Below are 16213 nucleotides of genomic sequence, written 5' to 3'. Positions count from 1 at the left end.
GGAGAGGGAGCGGAAGTGCGGGGATCGATCGAAGCTGCCGGCTTCGCGCCATGCGTTGTCGGGCAGTTTTTTCCATCGTCGATTTCCGCCTCAGCTTCACTCCTTGACCGCGCCCGTCATCGAGGAGACGTAGTGCTCGACAAAGAATGAATAGAGCACCACCACCGGCAGGGAGCCGATCAGCGCGCCTGCCATCAGGGCTCCCCATTCATAGACGTCCGAACGTACGAGCTCGGTAAGCACGCCGACCGGCACGGTCTTGTTTTCGGACGACTGGATAAAAGTCAAAGCGTAGATGAATTCGTTCCATGACAGGGTGAAAGCGAAGATGCCGGCGGAGATCAGGCCGGGCACCGACAGCGGCAGAACTATCTTGGTCAGGATTTGCCAGCGGCTGGCGCCGTCGATCAGCGCGCATTCTTCCAGTTCGAAAGGGATCGAGCGGAAGTAGCCCATCAAGAGCCACGTGCAGAATGGAATGAGGAACGTCGGATAGGTGAGGATCAGCGCGAACGGCGTATCGTAAAGGCCGAGGTTGAAAACCATCACCGACAGGGGAATGAACAGAATCGAGGGCGGCACGAGATAGGCCAGGAAGATCGCCAAGCCGACCTGCCGCGCCCCGGAAAACCTCAAGCGTTCGATGGCATAGGCAGCGAACACCGCCGCCAGCAGCGACAGGAAAGTTGCGGCGGTCGAGATGATGATCGTGTTGAGAAGCCAACCCGGATAGGACGTGTCGAAGAGCAGATATCGAATATGCTCGAGCGTCGGATGGACGACCCAGAACGGGTTGAAATTGGCATAATCCGTCATCTCGAGATTGGGTTTCACCGCCGTGATCGTCATCCAGTAGAACGGGAACAGCAGCACGATGACGAATATCAGGAGCGGCAGATAAACGGTCACCACGCGCCGGGGCAGGCTTTGAAGATAGCCCATGCCGCCTTCATCCGTATTCGGACGGTTGTTCGTTTCGATCGCGGCCATGTCAGTCTCCACCGCCCTGCTGCCATTTACGACGTTGCAGCCCAAAATAGCTGAAAAGGATCGCCGCAAGCAGGAACGGGATCATCGCCACCGCGATCGCGGCTCCCTCGCCAAGCTGGCCGCCGGAAATGCCGCGCTGGAACGAGAGCGTCGCCATCAGATGGGTGGCATTCACCGGCCCGCCGCGAGTCAGCACATAGATCAGCTGGAAATCGGTGAAGGTGAACAGGACCGAAAAGGTCATGGTGATGGCGATGATCGGCGTCAGCAGCGGCAGCGTCACATAGCGGAACAACTGCCAACGGCTGGCGCCGTCGAGCGTCGCGGCCTCGTAAAGCGATTGGGGAATCGTCTGCAGGCCGGCCAGCAGCGTGATGGCCACGAAAGGAATGCCGCGCCAGACATTGGCAGCGATCACCGAGGCGCGTGCGTTCTCCGGATCGCCAAGGAAATTGATGCGGTGATCGATCAGTCCCATTTCCATAAGCGCCCACGACAGGATGGAGAACTGCGAATCGTAGATCCACCAGAAGGCGATGGCCGAGAGCACCGTCGGCACCACCCACGGCAGCAGGACAATCGCGCGGAAGAACGATTTGAAGGGAAGGTTCTGGTTGAGGAGGAGCGCTAGCCAGAGGCCGAGCGCGAATTTCAGGATCGAAGCGCTGATCGTATAGAGCAAGGTGTTGAAGACGGAGAGCCAGAAGACGGCGTCGCTCCACAGATATTCATAGTTTTCGATACCGATGAAGATACCGGGGCGGCCGATGCGGGCATCGGTGAAGCCGAGCCAGACGCCGAGCCCCAGCGGATAGGTCAGGAAGACGAGCAGCAGTGCAGCCGCCGGAAGCATGAAGCCGAAGCCAAGTGCGTTCCGACTTTCGCTCCAGCGCGACAGAATCCGTGAGAAGATCGAAGATCGCGGCTGGATGGCAGCTGACGGCACGGCCATGGGTTGGCTCCTGCTGAGGTCTCATTGATAGGCCGGATCGGCCGCGACGCAATCCGAAGCCAGCCGGGCAGCCGCGCTGCCCGGCTGAGCAGGCTCAAACGCGATAATAGCGATTTGCCCGCTTCTCGGCCTCTTCCATTGCCTCTTGCGGCGTGGCCTGGCCGGTCACCGCTTTGGCGAACATGTCGACCAGCACGTAGTCGGCCATGGTTGCCGCCGAAGCATAGCCGAGCGGCCCGGCATAGCCGTTGGGCCGCAGAGTAGCCGAAGCCTTGGCGTAGGCGGCGTTGTTGGGATCGGCGGTCCACACTGGGTTGTTGTCGAATGCCTTCAGTGTCTGGCAGCAATATCCGGCCGAGGAGGTGATCCAGTCCTTCATTTGCGGTTCCTCGAACATGAACTGCAAATACGCCTTGGCCGCGTTGGGGTAGGGCGTGTAATTGAAGATGACAGCCGTGGTCACCTGGAACAATTCGACGGATTTGCCGACAGGACCGATGGGCAGGTTGGTCGTGCGTATGTCCTTGGCGATTTCAGCCAGCTTTGGATCTTTGTCCTTGTTGATCTTGGCGGTGTTGTAGGCGGAAATTCCATTGGCGATCACCCCCAGTTCGCCGGCCAGGAAGGCGCGGTTGTTGTTGACGTCGAGCCAGCTTTCGGTGCCTGGAATGAAGGTCTTGTAGAGCTCCTGCGCGTATTCGATCGCCTTGAGGGTCTCGGGGCTGTTGATCGTTACCTTGCCGCCCTCGTCGACCATCTGGCCGCCATGGCTCCACAGCAGCCAATGAGCATAGTTGTTGCCGTCGCCGACGCCGTGGCCATGCGTGAATCCGGCCGGATGTCCCTTCGCTTGCAAGGCCTTGCAAAGTTCCAGGAAGCCTTTCGTGTCCTTTGGAAACTCCGAAAAGCCGGCCTCTTTCACCCAGCTTTCGCGATAGACGATGGCATTTCCGATCGTGGCCAGTGGCAGGCCGATGAATTTGCCTTCCCGGGTCGCATATTGCTTTGGTCCATCATGCCAGCCGCCATATTTCGAGCCGAGATACTCGCCCAGTTCACTCACGTCGTGCAGCTTGTCGGGATATTGGTGCGGGTCGTCGAACCAGACGAACATCAGGTCGGGGCCGGATCCGACATTTGCCGCGACTGCCGCCTTGGGGCGAATGTCCTCCCAACTTTCCTTGTCGACACGGACCGCGACACCGGTCGCTTCGGTGAAGCGCTTGGTGTTGGCCAGCCATTGGTCCTCGTCGCCCTGGACGAAGGGCGACCAGCGCAGCAGTCTAAGCTTGGCGCCATCCTCGGGTTTGTATTTCGGTCCGTCCTGGGCAAGGGCCGGAGAGCTGATGAACCGACTTCCCAAGGCACCCGCCGCCGCGCCGGCGGTGGTGCGGATCACGTCGCGTCTGGTGAACTTCATGCTCGTTTCCTCCTGTTTGTTGTCCTTGCCTTGTGGTCCTACTGATCGGTACGTGTTTGGAACCTCTGTCCGGTTTCTGCGTGAAAGAGATGGATAAGGCTGGGCTCGGCCGTAAGCCGAATGGTTTCGCCCGGCGTAAAGGAATGTCGTTCCCGGAAATTGGCGACGATCTCTTCGCCGCCGGCTGTCCTGCCGATGAGCTGCACTTCGGACCCGGTTGGTTCAACCACCGCGACGGTGACCGGAATGCCCTGCTCGTCGGACAGCCGCAAATGCTCGGGCCTTATTCCCAGCACCACAGGCTCGCCATTGCGGATGGAAAGTGCCGAGGCCAACGGGACTGAAATCCCCCCGGCGCCGCGGAACGAGGGTGAGCCGTCGGAAGCGATCTCGCCCCTCAGCAAATTCATGGCCGGCGAGCCGATAAAGCTGGCGACAAAAAGATTGTTCGGCCGGTCATAAAGTTCCAGCGGCGGCCCTATCTGCTCGACGATGCCGTCATGCATGACCACGATCTTGTCAGCCATAGTCATGGCTTCGATCTGATCGTGAGTGACGTAGACTGTCGTGGTCTTGAGGCGCTGGTGCAGTTCCTTGATCTCGGCGCGCATCTGCACTCTGAGTTTGGCGTCGAGATTGGACAGCGGTTCGTCGAAGAGAAACACCGCCGGATCACGCACGATCGCGCGGCCCATCGCGACGCGCTGGCGCTGGCCGCCGGAAAGCTGCCGAGGATAGCGCGCCAGCAAAGGCACCAGCCCAAGGATTTCGGCTGCGCGGCGCACGCCGGCATCGCTCTCCGGCTTGGAAACTCCTTTGAGCATCAGCGAGAACGCCATGTTCTCGGCAACGGTCATGTGTGGATAAAGCGCATAGTTCTGGAAGACCATGGCGACGTCGCGCTCCTTGGGCGCAACGTTGTTGACGACACGTTCGCCAATCGCGATCTGGCCGCGTGAAATCTTTTCCAGGCCGGCGATCATTCTGAGAAGGGTTGATTTTCCGCAGCCCGACGGTCCGACCAGAGTGACGAACTCGCCGTCCTCGATGTTCACGCTGACCCCGTGCAGGATCTCGACAGCGCCGAATGATTTATAGACTTCGCCAATTGCGACAGACGCCATCGATCCTCCCAACAATTCCCGCGACGTCGTCGAAGGAACAACGCTTCCGCTAGCGACAGCCCTGGCTCCTCCCAGGCTCACGCTAGCCGAAACGGTAGCGCTACCAAACCGGGCTGTAAAGCGTTTACGGGAAAGCCGAACCTTGGAGGGTCCGCTTCGCGCCACACAATCTCCCAGCTACTCCTGCGTCCGCTTCTGGGCGATGATATCGAGCCGCTCGCGGTCGGAGCGTTCGCGTTCGTCGCGGTTGCGTACGTCCTTGTAGGCGCGCTCGACCATGTTGGTGCGGGCGGTCGCCGCGGCGATGAGGTTGGCTTCCTGCCTGGCGCTCGCCAGGTTCGCCTCCTGGCGCACCACCGCCTGGGCAATGCGGCGATGGTAGAGATCGGGAAACAGGGCGGAGAGCGAATCGGCCTGGTCGAAATGGCCGACCAGTTCCTTGGCCTCGGCCTCGGCGGCACTGGCCGCCGCAAGGAAGGTGGCGTGGCGGGTTTCGTGCAGCGCCTTCAGCTGTTCCTGCACCTTGACCAGCTTCTTGAGGCGGTCCTTGCGCGTGCTCATTTCTACCTCGCCAATGTCAGGTCGACGAAGCCGTCGACGAACAGCGACAGCATGGTGCCGACGGCGAAATAGAAGATGATCATGCCGCCGGCGATGATGAAGGGCTGGGAGATGAAATAGATGGGGATCTGCGGGGTCAGCTTGTTGACGAAGCCGATCGTCAGATTGACGAGAATGGCATAGGCGACGAACGGGCTGCCGAGGCGGATGACCAGGAAGAAGGTGTCCGACACCGTGTCGGTGACATCGACAAGGGCTGCCTGCGGGTTGAAGAAGATGTTGACCGGCGCGACCGTGTAGGAGGAAACCAGCGCGCGTATTATTTCGTGGTCGAAATCGAAGACGAACAGCATCAAAAGCGCCGAGAACGAGATGATGGCGGCAAGGGCTGCCTGGGGTTCGGGCTCCTCGATCGCCGGTCCGCCGCTGCCGCCATAGCCCACCAGCATGGCGATGGCCGAGCCCATGAAGCGCAGGGCTTCCATGTAGAGCCTGGTCATGGCGCCGATCAGGCCGCCGACCAGAAGTTCCGAGATGATCATCGGCACCAGGATCTGGGGGCGCGGGTCGACGAAAGGGAAGATCTTGTCCCACAGGAAGGCGAGCAGGCCGCCGGTGGCGGCGACCGCCACGAACAGCCTGACCTGGACCGGGACGCGGGCGCTGGACAGGCCCGGCATCAGCATGAAGCAGGCGCCAATGCGGCAGAAGGCGAGGAACGCCGCGATGACGACGCCTTGCGAAAGCACGCTCACGATATGGTTCCGAGCACCTTGATCTCGACGCCCTTGGCGATTTCGACGTGGCTGAGCACAGGCAGCGTGGTGAACAGCCGTTCGATGATCATGCGCACATAGGGGCGGGCGTCGGGCGCGGTGACGAGGACGAAACGTTCGCCGGCTTCCAGATATTTCTTGATCGCCTTGGTGGCGTCCTGGCCGAACTCCTCGAGCTGGCGCGGGTCGATGTCGAATTCGCGCACCTCGCCCTTGGCGTCGCGTTTGAGGCTCTGGTGGAAGGCGAGGTCCCAGCGGTTGCCGAGGCGAAGCACCTTCAGCACGCCGCCCTCGGAGAGGTCGCCGCAGATCTGCTGGGCCATGCGGATGCGGACATGCTCGACGATCTGCTCGGTGCGGCGCACATGTGGCGCGATCTCGGCGATCGCCTCGATGATCAGGTGCAGGTTGCGGATCGAGACGCGCTCGGCCAGCAGCAGCTTCAGCACCGCCTGCAGGCCGGGATAGGAGATGTGCGTGGTGCAGATCTCGTCGGCGAGCTTGCGGTACTCCTGGTCCTGGCGTTCGAGCAAGGCCTTCATGTCCTTGTAGGACAGAAGCTGCGGCAGGTTGTTGCGGATGACTTCGGAGAGGTGGGTGAGCAGCACCGACATGTTGTCGGCGAAGGTGTAGTTCTCGCGCTTCAGATCCTCGGCAAAGGCTTCGACGACGGAATAGGCGCGCATGCCGAAGGCCGGCTCACGGATTTCCTCGCCCGGTATCTCGGGGACGTCGCGATTGCCGAGCAGCACCATGATCTCGCCGACGCGCATCTGATACTCGGCCACCACGGTGCCGTGCACCTTGATCTGGTAGCTCTTCGGCGGGATGGCGAAATCGTCGGCGACGCGCACCTCCGGCACCACGAAGCCATATTGGGTGGCGAATTTCTTGCGCATCTTGCCCATGCGGAAAACCAGTTCCTGATGCGACGTCAGCAGCCTTGTCGACAGCTGCTTGCCTATCAAAAGCTCGATCTCGGCGGTGGCGAGCGAGGCCTTGACCGAGTTCTTCTCCTCCTCGACCTTAGTCGCCTTTTCCTGGTCCTTGATCGCCTCGGCTTCGGCGACGGCGCGGTTGGCGCGCATCGGGATGACGTAGCCGAGGCCGGCCATGCCGGCGGCCAGCGCAAAGAACGGGAACAGCGGCAGGCCGGGCATCAGGCCGAGCAGCACCAGCAGCGATGCCGCGACATAGAGGGCGCGCGGGTGGGCGCCGAGCTGGCCGAACACCGCCTGGTTGGTCGAGCCGCGCGTGCCGCCCTTGGAGACGAGCAGGCCGGCGGCGAGCGACACGATCAGGGCCGGGATCTGGGTGACGAGGCCGTCGCCGACCGACAGCTTGATGAACACGTCGGCGGCTTCGCCCATGCCCATACCGTGCCTGATGTAGCCGATGGCGATGCCGCCGACGATGTTGATGGCGGTGATGATGAGGCCGGCGATGGCATCGCCGCGCACGAACTTCGAGGCGCCGTCCATCGAGCCGAAGAAAGAAGATTCTTCTTCCAGTTCACGGCGGCGCAGCTGCGCTGTCTTGTCGTCGATCATGCCGGCCGACAGGTCGGCGTCGATCGACATCTGCTTGCCTGGGATGGCGTCGAGGGTGAAGCGGGCGCCGACTTCGGCGATACGGGTGGCGCCCTTGGTGATGACGATGAAGTTCACCACGATCAGGATCATGAAGACGATCAGGCCGATGACGAAGTCGCTGGCCATCACCAGCTTGGAGAAGCCGGCGATGACATAGCCGGCGGCATGCGTGCCCTCATTGCCATGCGACAGGATCATGCGCGTGGTGGCGATGTTGAGCGACAGCCGCAGCATGGTGGCGATGAGCAGCACGGTCGGGAACGACGAGAAGTCGAGCGGCCGCTGGATCCACAGCGCCACCATCAGGATCAGCACCGAAAGTGCGATCGAGAAGGCGAGGCCGATGTCGATGAGAAAGGCCGGAATCGGCAGGAACAGCACGGCCAGGATGATGACGATGCCGATGGCGAAGAAGACGTCGCGGCCGTTCTTGGCCACCGCGCCGGGCTGAATGCTTTCGCTGATCGCCATATCGTCCTCAAACCCCATACACTGCCGAGCGCGCGACAGCCCTGTGAGGGTAGTCCGCCAAGCTTGCGCGAGGGTGGGAGACTGGCTAGTTCGAACGATCATGCGCAGGTCGCCGTGTCGGCCGGCCTTGTAAAGAAGGGAAAACCGCATGCTTCTGATCATCGGCACCATCCGCTTGCCGCCAAACAAATTGGAGGAAGCCAAGCCCGCAATGGAACGCATGGTTTCCGGCAGCCGCGCCGAGGTCGGCTGTCTCGAATATTCCTATGCGCAGGATGTTTTCGATGCCGGGCTCATCCGGGTCACGGAAGTCTGGAGCGACAGGGCGGCGCTCGACGCGCATTTCCGGTCGCCGCACATTGCGGACTGGCGTGCGAGCTGGCCGGCGCTTGGCATAGGCGAGCGCAACCTCGTGCTCTATGAATCCGGCGAGCCCATGCCGACCTGAACGGTCCATCGGCCGATCGATATCGCGCCCGCTGTCGCCAATGTGGTGTCTGTCGGCATTGTGGTTGCCATGCCGTGCCGCCGGGCGTATCAGGCTGGCTTTCCACTGCCTTTCGATATCGGCGAGCCGCCCCGGTGCTTTCCAGAAACCACAGCGAAGTCTACGCCCGCCGGCTGCGCGCGGTGCTGGTCAGGTCGTTGCCTCTGCTCGAGGCACGCGGCATCGTGGTGGTCATCCTCGCAGGTGTCGTAGGCGTGATGGCTGGCATATTGGTCACGGCGATGAGCCAGATCGTGCAGGACCTGCACGGGCTGCTGTTCGGCGTTCAGCCAGGCGGCCGGCTTTCCGGCATGTTCTCGCTCGCCAATCCGATGCAGGCGCTGATACCGGCGATCGGCGGCATGCTGCTGGGGCTGACGGTGGTCTGGCTCAGGATACGGAAATTCCGCACGCCGATCGACCCGATCGAAGCCAATGCGCTCTATGGCGGGCGCATGTCGCTGACCGACACCTTCATCATCGCCGGCCAGACGATGATCTCCAGCGGTTTTGGCGCCTCGGTCGGGCTGGAAGCCGGCTATACGCAGGTTGGCTCCGGGCTGGCATCGCGGCTGGCGGGCATCTTCAGGCTGCGCCGCAACGATGTCCGCATCCTGGTCGGCTGTGGTGCGGCCGGCGCCATCGCCGCCGCCTTCGATGCACCGCTGACCGGCGCCTTCTACGGCTTCGAATTGGTCATCGGCATCTACTCTGTCGCCAATGTCGCGCCGGTCTTGACAGCCGCGATCTGCGCCTCGCTGACCGCCGAAATGTTCGGCGGCGTGCCGTTTCCGCTCGAGCTTTCGGGCCTGCCGGCGCTCACCGCCAGCCAGTATGTGCCGTTCCTGCTGCTCGGCCTGCTCGGCGGTGCCGCCTCGATCGCCATCATGCATCTGGTGACGTTAATCGAACGTGGTTTTGCCAGACTGTCGATCGATGCGGCGCTGCGCCCCGTCATCGGTGGCGTCATCGTCGGGCTGCTGGGTCTTATCACCCCGCAAGTGCTGTCCAGCGGCCATGGCGCGCTGCATCGCGAATTCTCGATGAATTACGGGCTGGCCGTGGTGGCCAGCGTCTTCGTGCTCAAGCTGACGGCGTCGGCGGTGTCGCTGGGGTCGGGTTTTCGCGGCGGATTGTTCTTCGCCTCGCTATTCCTCGGCGCGCTGCTCGGCAAGGCATTCGCGGATGTGATGATCGTCGTCTCGCCGGCAACCGGCATCGACCCTGCTGTTGCCGCCGTCGTCGGCATGACGTCGCTCGCCGTCGGTGTCGTCGGCGGTCCGCTGACGATGACCTTCCTGGCGCTGGAATCGACCCGCGACCTGACGCTGACCGGCGTCGTGCTGGCCGCCTCGATCATGTCGGCGATCCTGGTGCGCGAGACCTTCGGCTATTCGTTCTCGACATGGCGCTTCCATTTGCGCGGCGAGACCATCCGCAGCGCCCACGATGTCGGCTGGATGCGCAGCCTCACAGTCGGCTCGATGATGCGTAAGGACATCAAGACCATCTATGCCTCGACGACCCTGGCAGCCTTCCGCAAGCAAGTGCCGCTCGGCTCTGCCCAGCGGGTCATCGCCGTCGACGTGGGCGACCACTATGTCGGCGTGCTGATCGTGGCCGAACTGCACAGCGATCCTTCCGATGGCGAGGTGCCGGTGCGCGATCTTGCCAAATACAAGGACGCGGTGCTGGTGCCGAGCATGAACGTGCAGGCCGCCGCGGAAACATTCCAGCGCGCCGGCGCCGAAGAACTCGCTGTCGTCGAGGATTTCACCGACCACATCGTGCTGGGCCTGTTGACCGAAGGCCATCTGATGCGGCGCTATGCCGAGGAACTCGACAAGGCGCGCCGGGACCTGTCGGGCGAGGGGTGACGGGAGGGCCAAGCGGGGTGCCTGCGACAGGGGGCGCGGTTGCGGAGCCCTAATGCTCGATAGGTCCCTTGGCCATCACAAGCGCTGTGCCCGCAGTGGTCGGGCGTTCGATCATGCGTCGCACGCGCGGCGGTTCGTCGCCGCTGTGCAGGGCCCGCACGCGTTCGCCGATGACAGCGTCGGCATGGGTGATGCGTCCATTGTGCCTGATATATTCGATCCAGGTCGGCGTGTGATAATGCTCGATCCATACGGTGGGATTCTCGAGATCGCGCGCCAGTGTCCAGTTGCGGGCGCCGTCACGACGGCGGATGCGGCCGCGTTCGGCCATGATGGCGAGGAACTCCGGTTCGTCCTCGTGCCGGATCACATACTCGATCATGATGGCGATGGGACCACTGCGCGGCTTCAGGTCAAGCGCAAGGTGCGGTTCCTTGAAGCGATTGAGCGGGTCGAGGTTGAGCACCTGCTGTTGCGGCAGCGGGAGCAAAAGACCGATGGCGCCGCCGGCCAGCATGGCGACGCTGGCTGCGATCAGCGCGGTTTCGGCGCCGTGCGCATCGGCGACGACACCCCAGATCCAGCTGCCGAGCGCGATGCCGCCGAAAGTCGCGGTCTGGTAGACCGACAGCACCCGGCCGACTACCCAGCGCGGCGTCGCCATCTGCACCGTGACGTTGAAATGCGAAAGCGCGATCACCCAGCAGGCGCCGCCGACAAGCAGGCCGAGCGACGTCTGCCAGGCATGCTGGCTGACGGCGGCATTGAAGGCGCAGACGGCGAAGCCGGCGAAGGCACAGCGCACCATCGTCTCGCTGGAGAGCAGCTGCCGCAGCCTGACGCTGATCAAGGCGCCGCCGACCGCGCCGATGCCGAAGGCGCCGAGCATGATGCCATAGGTCAGCGCATCGCCCTTGACGACATCGCGCGCCACCAGAGGCAGCAACGCAAGCACAGCGCCTGCACTGAAGCCGAACGCAGCTCCCCTGACCAGCACCTTGCCGATGTTGGGCGACATGGCGACATAGCGCAGGCCGGCGCCCATGGCGGCCCCCAGCGACTCGCGCGGCAAGGTCGACATGGGCACGTCCGGCTTCCAGCGCGCCAGCACGACGATCAGGCCGATATAGCTCACCGCGTTCGCCGCGAAGGCGGCCGCCGCACCGGCCGCGGCGACAATGATGCCGCCGATCGCCGGACCGACGCTGCGCGTCAGGTTAAAGCCCATCGAATTGAGGGCGACGGCCGCCGGCACCTTGTTGCGGGGTACGATATCGCCGACGGAGGCTTGCCATGACGGGCTGTTGAGCGCGGTGCCGCTGTCGATCAGGAAGGTGAAGGCAAGCAGCGTCCATGGCGTGATCAGGCCGGAATAAGTGAACACGGTCAGGAGCACCGACACCACCAGCATGAAGGTCTGGGCGACCAGCATCACCTTGCGCCGGTCGAAACTGTCGGCGATGGCGCCGGCTACGAGTGCAAACAGCATGATCGGCAAGGTGGTCGAAGCCTGGACCAGGGCCACCTGATAGGGCGAGGTGGCGATCGTGGTCATCATCCAGGCGGCGCCGACACCCTGGATCAGGCCACCGAAATTCGAGACGAGACTTGCGCCCCATACGGCGCGGAAAATGCCGTGACGGAAGGGCGCCAGCGCCGAGACGCTCTCGCTGTCCGGCTTTTCGTCAATCATTTGGGGTTCCTGCCATGTCGTGCCTGCTCGTCAGACAATCCGTTTGCGCAGACCGTTTGCCGAAAGTAGGGCATGGCGCCGCAAAGGGCAAAAAAGCTCATGGTCCAACAATGGGATAGAGGCGGTCCAGGCCTTGTCCGCCGTGGGTCCGGAGGTGCCGCGGGGCGGCTCTGTCTTCAGACAATTGCGAACGGCATGCCGCGGCACACCATCCTGGAACAGGTTCAGAATCCGTTCTGGATGCGCTCGAAGATGACGTTGGTGAAGGCCGATATCTGGCTGCCGATGAAGGGGCCGGTCAGCGCCACCACCAGCATGATGGCGACGATTTTCGGCACAAAGGTCAAGGTGATCTCCTGCACCTGCGTCAGCGCCTGGATGAGGGCGATGCCGATGCCGACCACCATGGCGACCAGCACCACCGGAGCCGACGCGACGAGCACCGTCCACACCGCATACTGGACGATGTCGAGAGCGTCGGCCTCATTCATGGGACTGGCTCTCTGCCGAAAGCGTCAGCTTGCTGCCTTGACCGAAACTCCCGGACCGACCGCGACTTCGGTGCCGTTCTGCAGCACGGCGATGAGACCGTTGCTGGCGAGGCGCACCGAAGCCACGGTGCCCGTCGTCAGGCCGTCGGCGGAGGTTATCGAGCGCCCGATCAGTGCGTCGGCCTGCGACAGCGCCGAGGACTGCATGATTTGATTAAGCTTGGTGTTGGTCTGCACCGATTGCTCGACCTGAGAGAAGGTGGCGAGCTGGGCGACATATTGCGTCGAATCCATCGGCTTGGTTGGATCCTGGTTCTTCATCTCGGCGATCAGAAGCTTCAGGAACGACTGGTAGTCGACCGCTGTCTTCGAGGTCGACGCCGTGGCCTGATTGGCGCCGGTCGGAATCGTCGTCGTCATGTCCACGTTCATCAGTATCGTGCTCCCACAGCCAACGGGCGCTCGGCACCCGAAACATCGTCATTACCACCCAGCGCGCGGCGTTCGAGCGGATAAAGCGCGCGGATCGCCTTCAGCGCCTCGTAGATATGATCCTCGCCGACCATGCGGTCGATCTGTTTCAGCGCGCTGCAGATCTGGGTGTCCTCGAAGCTTGCCAGAAGCAGCGGCAGCGAACGGCGGAACATGTCGCGTGCGGCGGCGGCGCCGGCCGGGTTCATCAGCATGACCTGCAGGATGAAATAAAGCTGCTTGAGCGGCGTCGAGGCATCGTCGGCCTGAATCACGTGGCTTTCGAGCAGGAACTGGACGTCGTTCATCAATTCGACGGTGACCTTGCGGTCGACCCGGATGACGGCGCCGTTGATGTAGATCTTTTCGTTCGGCTTCAGCGATATCTTCAGCGTGTTGGTCATTGAATGCCGTCCCTGATGATCTGGGACACCTCGATCAACCCTTCGAAATTGTTGGTGCGGCCCTGACGGATGTCCTCCGCCTCGCGCAGCAGCCACAGGCCGATGGAAATGAGGTTGGCGCGCAGTTCCTTGGGCAGGGCGTTGTCGCTGGAGCCAAGATCCTCGACGAAGGCGGTCCAGACGCGGTTGGTGAAGTGAAGCGCCTCGATCGCCTCCATCGAATCGTGGCCGGCCGCTGCTGCCGCCGCCAGCATGTCGATCGAGCGGGTCAGAAGCTCCCGCTCGCGGTCCTTCGCGTCGGCAACGGAGTTGCTCTGGATGTCGGCGTAGGAGAATTGGTACATCGTTGGGGCTCTACCGTTCCGTTAAGCGTTGTCAGGTCAGGTAATTCAACAGGCTGAGCTGCTGCAGGCGTGCGGTCAACGCGAAAGACGTTTCGATGTGCTGTGTCAGGTCCGCGACCCGTGTCGCGGCTGCCGCCGGATCGACGGCTTCCAGATCGAGAATGTGCCGTTCGAAAAGGTCGACCTGCGTTTTCATCCGATCGTTGGCATCGGAAACCCGCTTCTGGACGATGCCGGTCTCGGATTGAAGCTGGCCAATGCCGCTCAGCGCTTCGCCAACCAATGTGGTCGAGCGGCTGACAACCGTATTCTTCGCCGCCTGGCTGATGTTGCTGGACATCAGGCTGCTGACCATGGCTGCCGCCATGGCGAGTTTCTGAATGCCATCGCTGTTGGCGCTGGTCGAAGTCGGTGTGGTTTCGTTGAGTGCGATGCGGCTGACGATCTGCTGGTCGGTGGCGTTCGACCAGTTGCCTTGCCAACCCGCGCCCGTGAACTGCGGCACGACATCATTGGTGATGAAATCGTCCATCTGGGCAGCCGTGATGTTGGCCGCTGCCGGGTCGTCCTGGGTGAAACCGAAATTGGTGAGGAAAGCGGTATCGAATGCAGCCTTGGCAGGAGAGCCGGCAGCGGTGAAATCGTTGATCGGCTTGACGTCTGTGTTGGTGCCGGCAAACAGATATTCACCATTGACGCTGGTGTTGAGGATCGAGGTCAGCTGCTGGATGGTCGCCTTGCCGGAGTCCCGGGTGAGGCTGTTGGACGAGTCGCTCGAGGAAGCGGTGGTCAGGGCGGACAGGAAGGTCTGCGCGGCGGTGGAGAGCTGACCAAGCGAGGTCTGCGTCGAGGAAAGCCGGGCGCCGACCAGGCCGTTGGAATCGATGATGACGTTGAGCCGGTCAAGATCGCGCTGGAAGGTGACGGCCTGGGTGGTGCGCCCACCGAGAGCCAGGCCGACGTCAGCGACCCGGCCCGTCGAGGATTCTTTGGTGGCTTTGACGAGTTCGGCCTGCATGCGCATCTGCTGGGAGCGCATGGCATTGGAGATTGCGGCCGAGGAGACTGAAGTCATGGAATTATCCCACCGCGTTGAGCAAGGCCGTCAACATGTCGTCGACGGTTTTCATCATCCGGGCTGATGCCTGGTAGGTGTGTTCGAGGTCGAGCAGCAGCGACATTTCCTGGTCGACATTGACCCCGGTCGCGTTGGACAGCGCCTCGGCGCTGCGCGATGCCAGTGCTTCCTTGGCGTCGGAGGCGGTCGAAGCCTGCTGGCGCACGCTCTCGAACCAACCGATCGAACTGGCGGCGTAGTCGGATACGCTGGAGGTTGCCGAAACGCCGGCGGCGGGGTCGAAAGTCATCGGCTGGTCGAGCCGGTCGCCATAGGCAACCAGAAGGGTGGAATAGGACGCGCCGCCGCCCGTGTTGGCGACATAGGCAGCACCATTGGCGCCGCCGTCGCGCAGCAGCGTCGGGTTGCCGCCGGTGCTCGGGTCCATCGCTGCATTGACGCTGATGGACGCGGCAAGGCCGGTGACCAGCGTGCCGGCGGCCGGCACGGCCGGCGCCCCCGACCAGGTGAACAGGCCGGCGGCATTGGCCATCGAGGGTGCGGTCTCGGCAAAAGCGGTGATCAGGCCACGCGCGGTCTCATCGAGCTGGCTCTGCATGGTCGAGGCGACGCCGTCGCGCAATTGCAGCAGGCCGGCAAGCGTGCCGCTGGCGCTGGTGTTGCCGCCGGCTCCCGCCGAGATCGGCACGTTGTCGATGTAAACGGCATTGCCGGCGGCACCCGCGGTATAGCCTGCCGACGCCGCGAAGGTGACCGTGCGCGGTATCGTCTCGAACAAAGTCGTGCCGTCACCGGTGGTGATGACCATGTCATTGTCGCCTCGCGTGAAGGTCGACACCGGGACATAGTTCGAAATCTTCTTCAAAAGCGCGTCGCGCTGGTCGAGCGCATCGGAAACGTCGGTGCCGGAACGGGTTCCGGACATGACCGCCGTGTTGGCATCCTGGAACTGGCCGAGCAGCGAGTTCAGGTCATCGACGGCGGTGGCGATCTGGCCGTCGGTCTGGGTGCGGAAATCCTGGACTGCCTTGGAGCCCTCATTGAGCGAGCGCACGACCTGCTTGGCGGCGTCGATGACCGAGGCGCCGAGGTTCTGGTTCGACGGCGAGGTGGCGTAGAGCTGCAGCGCCTGCTGCAGGTTGGCGATCGCGGTCGAGGGCGAGGACGCATTGTCGACGCCATTGACCGCAACGCCCAGCTGATCCATGCCGCTGTAGAGCGCGTTCTGCCCGCTCCAGGCCGACAGCGCGCCGAGATTCTGGCGAAACAAAAGCTCGTTGGCTGCGCGCTGGATATCGACCGAACGCGCGCCCGGCGCCGTGCTGGTGACGACGGCCTGACGGCGTGAATAGTCCGGGTTGGAGGCGTCGGCCACGTTGCGCGAGACAACGCTGGTCTGTCGCGCGGTGTTCATAAGCGCCGACTGGGCGATACTCAATGCGGTAGACAGTGACATGCGGGTCTTTCGCGGGCGACGCCCGT

16 protein-coding genes are annotated in these 16213 nt (G+C 62.8%); 2 read left to right on the top strand and 14 right to left on the bottom strand.

Annotation, left to right across the window (positions count from 1 at the left end):
* Positions 1-96: 96 nt before the first annotated feature.
* From NKI21_RS18095 to flhA, 7 genes are all read right to left on the bottom strand, one after another.
* The gene (locus NKI21_RS18095; protein WP_023810030.1) at positions 97-990 is read right to left on the bottom strand and encodes a carbohydrate ABC transporter permease; all 894 of its coding nucleotides are present in this window, start codon (positions 988-990) and stop codon (positions 97-99) included.
* Position 991: 1 nt separating this feature from the next.
* Positions 992-1843 (bottom strand): carbohydrate ABC transporter permease, encoded by an 852-nt coding sequence (locus NKI21_RS18090; RefSeq protein WP_372337954.1) that lies wholly within the window; start codon positions 1841-1843, stop codon positions 992-994.
* A 193-nt stretch (positions 1844-2036) separates the two neighbouring features.
* Positions 2037-3362, bottom strand: a complete 1326-nt coding sequence (locus NKI21_RS18085) for an ABC transporter substrate-binding protein (protein WP_352610372.1) — start codon at positions 3360-3362, stop codon at positions 2037-2039.
* Positions 3363-3400: 38 nt separating this feature from the next.
* On the bottom strand, positions 3401-4486 hold the full coding sequence (locus tag NKI21_RS18080) for an ABC transporter ATP-binding protein (RefSeq protein WP_352722611.1): 1086 nt from the start codon (positions 4484-4486) through the stop codon (positions 3401-3403).
* 177 nt (positions 4487-4663) lie between these two features.
* A complete protein-coding gene (locus NKI21_RS18075) occupies positions 4664-5047 on the bottom strand; it encodes a hypothetical protein (protein WP_352866610.1) in 384 nt (127 codons plus the stop codon).
* 2 nt (positions 5048-5049) lie between these two features.
* Positions 5050-5802, bottom strand: coding sequence for a flagellar biosynthetic protein FliR (fliR, locus tag NKI21_RS18070; RefSeq protein WP_127290444.1), 753 nt, complete (start codon positions 5800-5802; stop codon positions 5050-5052).
* Positions 5799-7886, bottom strand: a complete 2088-nt coding sequence (gene flhA, locus NKI21_RS18065) for a flagellar biosynthesis protein FlhA (protein ID WP_352441891.1) — start codon at positions 7884-7886, stop codon at positions 5799-5801. The genes fliR and flhA overlap by 4 nt, the downstream gene beginning before the upstream one ends.
* Before the next feature lie 148 nt (positions 7887-8034).
* Here flhA and NKI21_RS18060 point away from each other — a divergent pair, with 148 nt between their 5' ends.
* Together NKI21_RS18060 and NKI21_RS18055 are read left to right on the top strand one after the other, a co-directional pair.
* A complete protein-coding gene (locus NKI21_RS18060; RefSeq protein WP_352866606.1) occupies positions 8035-8334 on the top strand; it encodes a putative quinol monooxygenase in 300 nt (99 codons plus the stop codon).
* Between the two features lie 134 nt (positions 8335-8468).
* Positions 8469-10250, top strand: a complete 1782-nt coding sequence (locus NKI21_RS18055) for a chloride channel protein (protein WP_352866603.1) — start codon at positions 8469-8471, stop codon at positions 10248-10250.
* Positions 10251-10299: 49 nt separating this feature from the next.
* On the opposite strand, the gene NKI21_RS18050 is transcribed toward NKI21_RS18055, so the two are convergent.
* The 7 genes from NKI21_RS18050 to flgK all read right to left on the bottom strand — a co-directional run bounded on the left by NKI21_RS18050 (position 10300) and on the right by flgK (position 16187).
* A complete protein-coding gene (locus tag NKI21_RS18050; protein ID WP_128303092.1) occupies positions 10300-11943 on the bottom strand; it encodes an MFS transporter in 1644 nt (547 codons plus the stop codon).
* A 224-nt stretch (positions 11944-12167) separates the two neighbouring features.
* Positions 12168-12434 (bottom strand): flagellar biosynthesis protein FliQ, encoded by a 267-nt coding sequence (fliQ, locus tag NKI21_RS18045; RefSeq protein WP_013529773.1) that lies wholly within the window; start codon positions 12432-12434, stop codon positions 12168-12170.
* Positions 12435-12458: 24 nt separating this feature from the next.
* Entirely contained in the window at positions 12459-12866 is a 408-nt protein-coding gene (gene flgD / locus NKI21_RS18040) for a flagellar hook assembly protein FlgD (RefSeq protein WP_013529774.1), read from the bottom strand.
* Positions 12866-13309 carry a flagellar biosynthesis repressor FlbT gene (gene flbT, locus NKI21_RS18035; protein WP_023810019.1) on the bottom strand — a complete coding sequence of 148 codons (444 nt, stop codon included), beginning with the start codon at positions 13307-13309 and terminating at the stop codon, positions 12866-12868. The genes flgD and flbT overlap by 1 nt, the downstream gene beginning before the upstream one ends.
* Positions 13306-13653, bottom strand: coding sequence for a flagellar biosynthesis regulator FlaF (gene flaF / locus NKI21_RS18030; RefSeq protein WP_023810018.1), 348 nt, complete (start codon positions 13651-13653; stop codon positions 13306-13308). Before flaF ends, flbT begins: the two co-directional genes overlap by 4 nt.
* Positions 13654-13684: 31 nt before the next feature.
* Positions 13685-14728: a flagellar hook-associated family protein gene (locus NKI21_RS18025; RefSeq protein WP_023810017.1), complete on the bottom strand. Its 1044-nt coding sequence runs from the start codon at positions 14726-14728 to the stop codon at positions 13685-13687.
* Between the two features lie 4 nt (positions 14729-14732).
* Positions 14733-16187 (bottom strand): flagellar hook-associated protein FlgK, encoded by a 1455-nt coding sequence (flgK, locus tag NKI21_RS18020; RefSeq protein ID WP_352441894.1) that lies wholly within the window; start codon positions 16185-16187, stop codon positions 14733-14735.
* Between the last annotated feature and the right edge of the window lie 26 nt (positions 16188-16213).

Source organism: Mesorhizobium sp. M0715 (assembly GCF_040320355.1).
Lineage (GTDB): Bacteria > Pseudomonadota > Alphaproteobacteria > Rhizobiales > Rhizobiaceae > Mesorhizobium.
The sequence above is the reverse complement of the archived record's forward strand: the minus strand, read 5'-3'. Positions and strand labels throughout refer to the sequence as shown.

What these genes read in the sequence shown, in the direction of transcription:
- NKI21_RS18095 (WP_023810030.1), bottom strand. Translation starts at nt 990, where the DNA reads ATGGCCGCGATCGAAACGAACAACCGTCCGAATACGGATGAAGGCGGC.
- NKI21_RS18090 (WP_372337954.1), bottom strand. Translation starts at nt 1,843, where the DNA reads ATGCTTCCGGCGGCTGCACTGCTGCTCGTCTTCCTGACCTATCCGCTG.
- NKI21_RS18085 (WP_352610372.1), bottom strand. Translation starts at nt 3,362, where the DNA reads ATGAAGTTCACCAGACGCGACGTGATCCGCACCACCGCCGGCGCGGCG.
- NKI21_RS18080 (WP_352722611.1), bottom strand. Translation starts at nt 4,486, where the DNA reads ATGGCGTCTGTCGCAATTGGCGAAGTCTATAAATCATTCGGCGCTGTC.
- NKI21_RS18075 (WP_352866610.1), bottom strand. Translation starts at nt 5,047, where the DNA reads ATGAGCACGCGCAAGGACCGCCTCAAGAAGCTGGTCAAGGTGCAGGAA.
- flhA (WP_352441891.1), bottom strand. Translation starts at nt 7,886, where the DNA reads ATGGCGATCAGCGAAAGCATTCAGCCCGGCGCGGTGGCCAAGAACGGC.
- NKI21_RS18060 (WP_352866606.1), top strand. Translation starts at nt 8,035, where the DNA reads ATGCTTCTGATCATCGGCACCATCCGCTTGCCGCCAAACAAATTGGAG.
- NKI21_RS18050 (WP_128303092.1), bottom strand. Translation starts at nt 11,943, where the DNA reads ATGATTGACGAAAAGCCGGACAGCGAGAGCGTCTCGGCGCTGGCGCCC.
- fliQ (WP_013529773.1), bottom strand. Translation starts at nt 12,434, where the DNA reads ATGAATGAGGCCGACGCTCTCGACATCGTCCAGTATGCGGTGTGGACG.
- flgD (WP_013529774.1), bottom strand. Translation starts at nt 12,866, where the DNA reads ATGAACGTGGACATGACGACGACGATTCCGACCGGCGCCAATCAGGCC.
- flbT (WP_023810019.1), bottom strand. Translation starts at nt 13,309, where the DNA reads ATGACCAACACGCTGAAGATATCGCTGAAGCCGAACGAAAAGATCTAC.
- flaF (WP_023810018.1), bottom strand. Translation starts at nt 13,653, where the DNA reads ATGTACCAATTCTCCTACGCCGACATCCAGAGCAACTCCGTTGCCGAC.
- NKI21_RS18025 (WP_023810017.1), bottom strand. Translation starts at nt 14,728, where the DNA reads ATGACTTCAGTCTCCTCGGCCGCAATCTCCAATGCCATGCGCTCCCAG.
- flgK (WP_352441894.1), bottom strand. Translation starts at nt 16,187, where the DNA reads ATGTCACTGTCTACCGCATTGAGTATCGCCCAGTCGGCGCTTATGAAC.